The organism is Chamaesiphon sp. OTE_75_metabat_556 (assembly GCF_031378165.1).
GTDB lineage: Bacteria > Cyanobacteriota > Cyanobacteriia > Cyanobacteriales > Chamaesiphonaceae > Chamaesiphon.
This window is the reverse complement of sequence record NZ_JANNDR010000329.1, coordinates 1-2,937: the sequence shown is the minus strand read 5'-3', so window position 1 is coordinate 2,937 and position 2,937 is coordinate 1. Positions and strand designations below refer to the sequence as shown.

5 protein-coding genes and 2 pseudogenes are annotated in these 2,937 nt (G+C 41.8%); 4 read left to right on the top strand and 3 right to left on the bottom strand.

Annotated features, from left to right (window positions below; all coding sequences use genetic code 11):
* Positions 1-121, top strand: a pseudogene (locus tag RMO27_RS13075) (ISKra4 family transposase); the annotation flags it as partial.
* A gap of 21 nt (positions 122-142) precedes the next feature.
* Here RMO27_RS13075 and RMO27_RS13070 read toward each other — a convergent pair.
* From RMO27_RS13070 to RMO27_RS13060, 3 genes are all read right to left on the bottom strand, one after another.
* Positions 143-421: a hypothetical protein gene (locus tag RMO27_RS13070; protein ID WP_309733146.1), complete on the bottom strand. Its 279-nt coding sequence runs from the start codon at positions 419-421 to the stop codon at positions 143-145.
* 480 nt (positions 422-901) lie between these two features.
* Positions 902-1,132 carry a type II toxin-antitoxin system RelE/ParE family toxin gene (locus RMO27_RS13065; RefSeq protein ID WP_309733144.1) on the bottom strand — a complete coding sequence of 77 codons (231 nt, stop codon included), beginning with the start codon at positions 1,130-1,132 and terminating at the stop codon, positions 902-904.
* A gap of 2 nt (positions 1,133-1,134) precedes the next feature.
* Complete coding sequence (locus RMO27_RS13060) at positions 1,135-1,287, bottom strand: hypothetical protein (protein ID WP_309733142.1); 153 nt, start codon at positions 1,285-1,287, stop codon at positions 1,135-1,137.
* 167 nt (positions 1,288-1,454) lie between these two features.
* Between RMO27_RS13060 and RMO27_RS13055 the strand changes: the two genes are divergently transcribed.
* The 3 genes and pseudogenes from RMO27_RS13055 (at position 1,455) to RMO27_RS13045 (ending at position 2,634) form a co-directional block, all read left to right on the top strand.
* Positions 1,455-1,583, top strand: a complete 129-nt coding sequence (locus RMO27_RS13055; protein WP_309733140.1) for a hypothetical protein — start codon at positions 1,455-1,457, stop codon at positions 1,581-1,583.
* A 185-nt stretch (positions 1,584-1,768) separates the two neighbouring features.
* Positions 1,769-2,173: pseudogene (locus RMO27_RS23865) on the top strand (DUF6932 family protein).
* Between the two features lie 26 nt (positions 2,174-2,199).
* Positions 2,200-2,634 carry a helix-turn-helix transcriptional regulator gene (locus RMO27_RS13045; RefSeq protein ID WP_309733136.1) on the top strand — a complete coding sequence of 145 codons (435 nt, stop codon included), beginning with the start codon at positions 2,200-2,202 and terminating at the stop codon, positions 2,632-2,634.
* The last annotated feature ends 303 nt before the right edge of the window (positions 2,635-2,937 follow it).

Sequence of the window (2,937 nt, the reverse complement as noted above, 5' to 3'; positions counted from 1 at the left end):
ACAGATTGGAATGAGGATGAAAATCTCTGGTTCACAATGGAATAGTCTCAATGTTCCCCAAATGTTAAAGCTCAGATGCGCTTATCTCAATGGCGACATTCGAGCAGGTATTTATACCTAGTACATTTATGGGATGCTCCCGTTACGATGCTTGAGGAATTTCATTTAGGGCGATATTCCGCATGGTACGGTTCACAAAGCTGAGATAGTCATCAATCTCTTCATAGCCGTCGAGTTCTTGCTCTTCTTCTGGACTGAGAGCAGAGTCTTGTTGTTTTGCTATTAACTTCTCGATTCTAGCCAGAACGAAACTAGATGCTGTGAATATCGGAATGCCTTCTGCTAGTTCGATCCGCACGGCACCTTCGATCGGGAGATTATTAGGTAAGCTGTTTAATTTTGGTAAAGATGGGATTGGCATGACCAAATTAGTGAAACTCCCTCGATTTTAACATTGTGTCGAACAGGATAATTCCCGTAGACCGATCGCGAGACACTTTCAGATTTTAGATTGGGTTGAGGAAACCATCGACTTAGCCTCTATCCCAAGAGAAAATTTGATGCTATCAAGATCGATCCCAAAACCATCACACCAAAGATCGATTCCGCAAAGCGGAGGCTACGCCAACGAATCAACCACAATCGACAAAACCCAAGCTAATCGAATCGATAATTTCGATAGATTATAAAGATGCTCCTCAATGGCGATTACCTAACGGTAGGCTACGCCAACGATTACCTCCGGTACGCTACACGAACGAGCCTCAAACACTGAGATTGTTGGGTTTCGATACTCAATCCAGCAGACGGGGAGAAATCCCACTCAGCTAATCAATCTGGATCGCTAAAAAGAGATGGAAGATTTCGACGACCACTGACAACTCTTAGGATTTCGATTCCATCACCCTTGAATACGGTAGAAAATAATATAACCTTCGAGAGATAATCCTCTGAGATCCGATCGAATTACCCCATAGCTTTTACCACTGCGGGGAAAGGAAACAAGTTGTAGACACTTGCTGTTAAATTCTTTAAAGAATCGTTCGCCTACTTCTACATTGGTTTCGGCAAAGTAGTCAGCGATTTCAATCAGATCTCGACTAGCAAGAACGTTGATAACATAGAGACTCATGCTTACACCAGATCGCGTTGAAACCGCTCTAAAATCTGGTTGATGAATGTCTCGCCATCGATCGGTGGTGTTTGCTCTGAGGCTGAAATTGCATCATCGATTTTCGCTCGGATATCTTCAACCCATACCTTCTCGGCTTGTTGTTCTTCCGCCAATTCTGCGAGGAAACGAGTCGCGATCGCATCTTGTCGATTACCGACGGTACGCTAAGCGAACGATTGGCAGTTGTTCAATTTGGGCGATTACCTGTTGAAGCAGTTCCGTCATAGTTTACACCGCAATTTACTACAGCCTCCTAATTTTACCCGATCGAACGATAATCTTGACAGGATATGAAGATGCTTCTCAATGGCGATCTATTACCTCCGGTACGCTACGCGATCGAGCCTCAAACACTGGAATTGTTGGGTTTCGGGGCTTCAACCCAACCTACGAGGAGAATTTACTGTAGTTGAGTAGGACGTTTGGTACTCCGGTTATACCGAGGTTGTCTACTGCTGTTAGTTGATATATTTCATTGTAGTTATAAGTGCTGATACTGTTCTGTCGATACCACCCACTTTCGTCTAATTGAGCTATCCTAGTAGTAGGACAACAAATATGTTGTTCTAGTTGAATCTAGTTAACTTCAATACCATGAGTGATGGCATTCCGCCATTTGACGAGCGAGGATATCTCCCGCCTGGAACCTATGAAACTGATGAAGTAGAATTTAACCAACGGTTTGGTTTTAATAGCTACCGACAACAATTACTTGCTGGTTTAAAGTCTGCACTAATTTCGCTCAAACAAGCTGGATGAGATCGAGTCTACATCGGTGGTAGTTTTATTACTGATAAAGCCGAACCTGGTGATATTGATGGCTGTTTTGAAGGGCTTTATATTGACGAGAGTGTTATCGATCCGATCTTTATCGATTCAGATCTCGATGCTCAAAAAGCAAAGTATGGAGTGGAATTCGTATTTGGGAGTAATCGAGCGGGTTTCTTTCAAACCGATCTCTATGGTAATTCCGTAGGCATCGTAGTTATCAATTTGTAAATAAGTTTATTGTTAGGAAGACTATTATGATTCAAAATGAGCATCAATATAAAGTTACTCAAACTAAACTACGAGAGTTAGAACAAGCCTTGATCGATCTAGATATTAATAGTGGTAATCTTTCTAGTCGTTTAGCCCAAGCTGAGAAAAAGGGGATTCAAGTTTTGATTGATCGGTTGCGGTTAGAAATTATTGAATATGATAATCTCAAGCAGCAGAAAACGCCGATTCAAGTTGGTTCGATCGAGGATTTAGCGATTGGATTAATTAAGGCGAGAATTTCAGTAGGGATGACGCAGAAGGAATTAGCTGCCAAAATTGGTGTGCAGGAGCAACAAATTCAGCGTTATGAGGCAGATAGATATGCTTCTGCTAGTTTAGCTAGATTAACTGAAGTTGCTCGCGCTTTGGAGATTATCTTCGATCGTCCTGTTGAGTTTCAGATGAGTTTTTCTGGATAATTTAAATATGGTAGGCATTACCCACTCTAATGGCTGTATTAAATTTAAGGCGATCGACTAAACCCAAGCTAATCGATCGATAATTTTGACAGGGTATGAAAATGCTCCTTAATGGCGATCGATCACACGCAAATGAGCCTCAAACACTTATATTGTAGGGTTTCTCGGGATTCAACCGACCTACAGGGAGGAATCCCACTAACGCCAACGCCAACGACAAAAGTGTTAAAATGAGTTGTGGACGCTTTTCCAATTCTCAAAGTAGGTATTGAACATGCAATATCAAGTATTTGTTAAAAATCC

Bases quoted from the DNA above. Each gene is read 5' to 3' on its own strand.
- RMO27_RS13070 (WP_309733146.1), bottom strand. From the start codon at position 421: ATGCCAATCCCATCTTTACCAAAATTAAACAGCTTACCTAATAATCTC.
- RMO27_RS13065 (WP_309733144.1), bottom strand. From the start codon at position 1,132: ATGAGTCTCTATGTTATCAACGTTCTTGCTAGTCGAGATCTGATTGAA.
- RMO27_RS13045 (WP_309733136.1), top strand. From the start codon at position 2,200: ATGATTCAAAATGAGCATCAATATAAAGTTACTCAAACTAAACTACGA.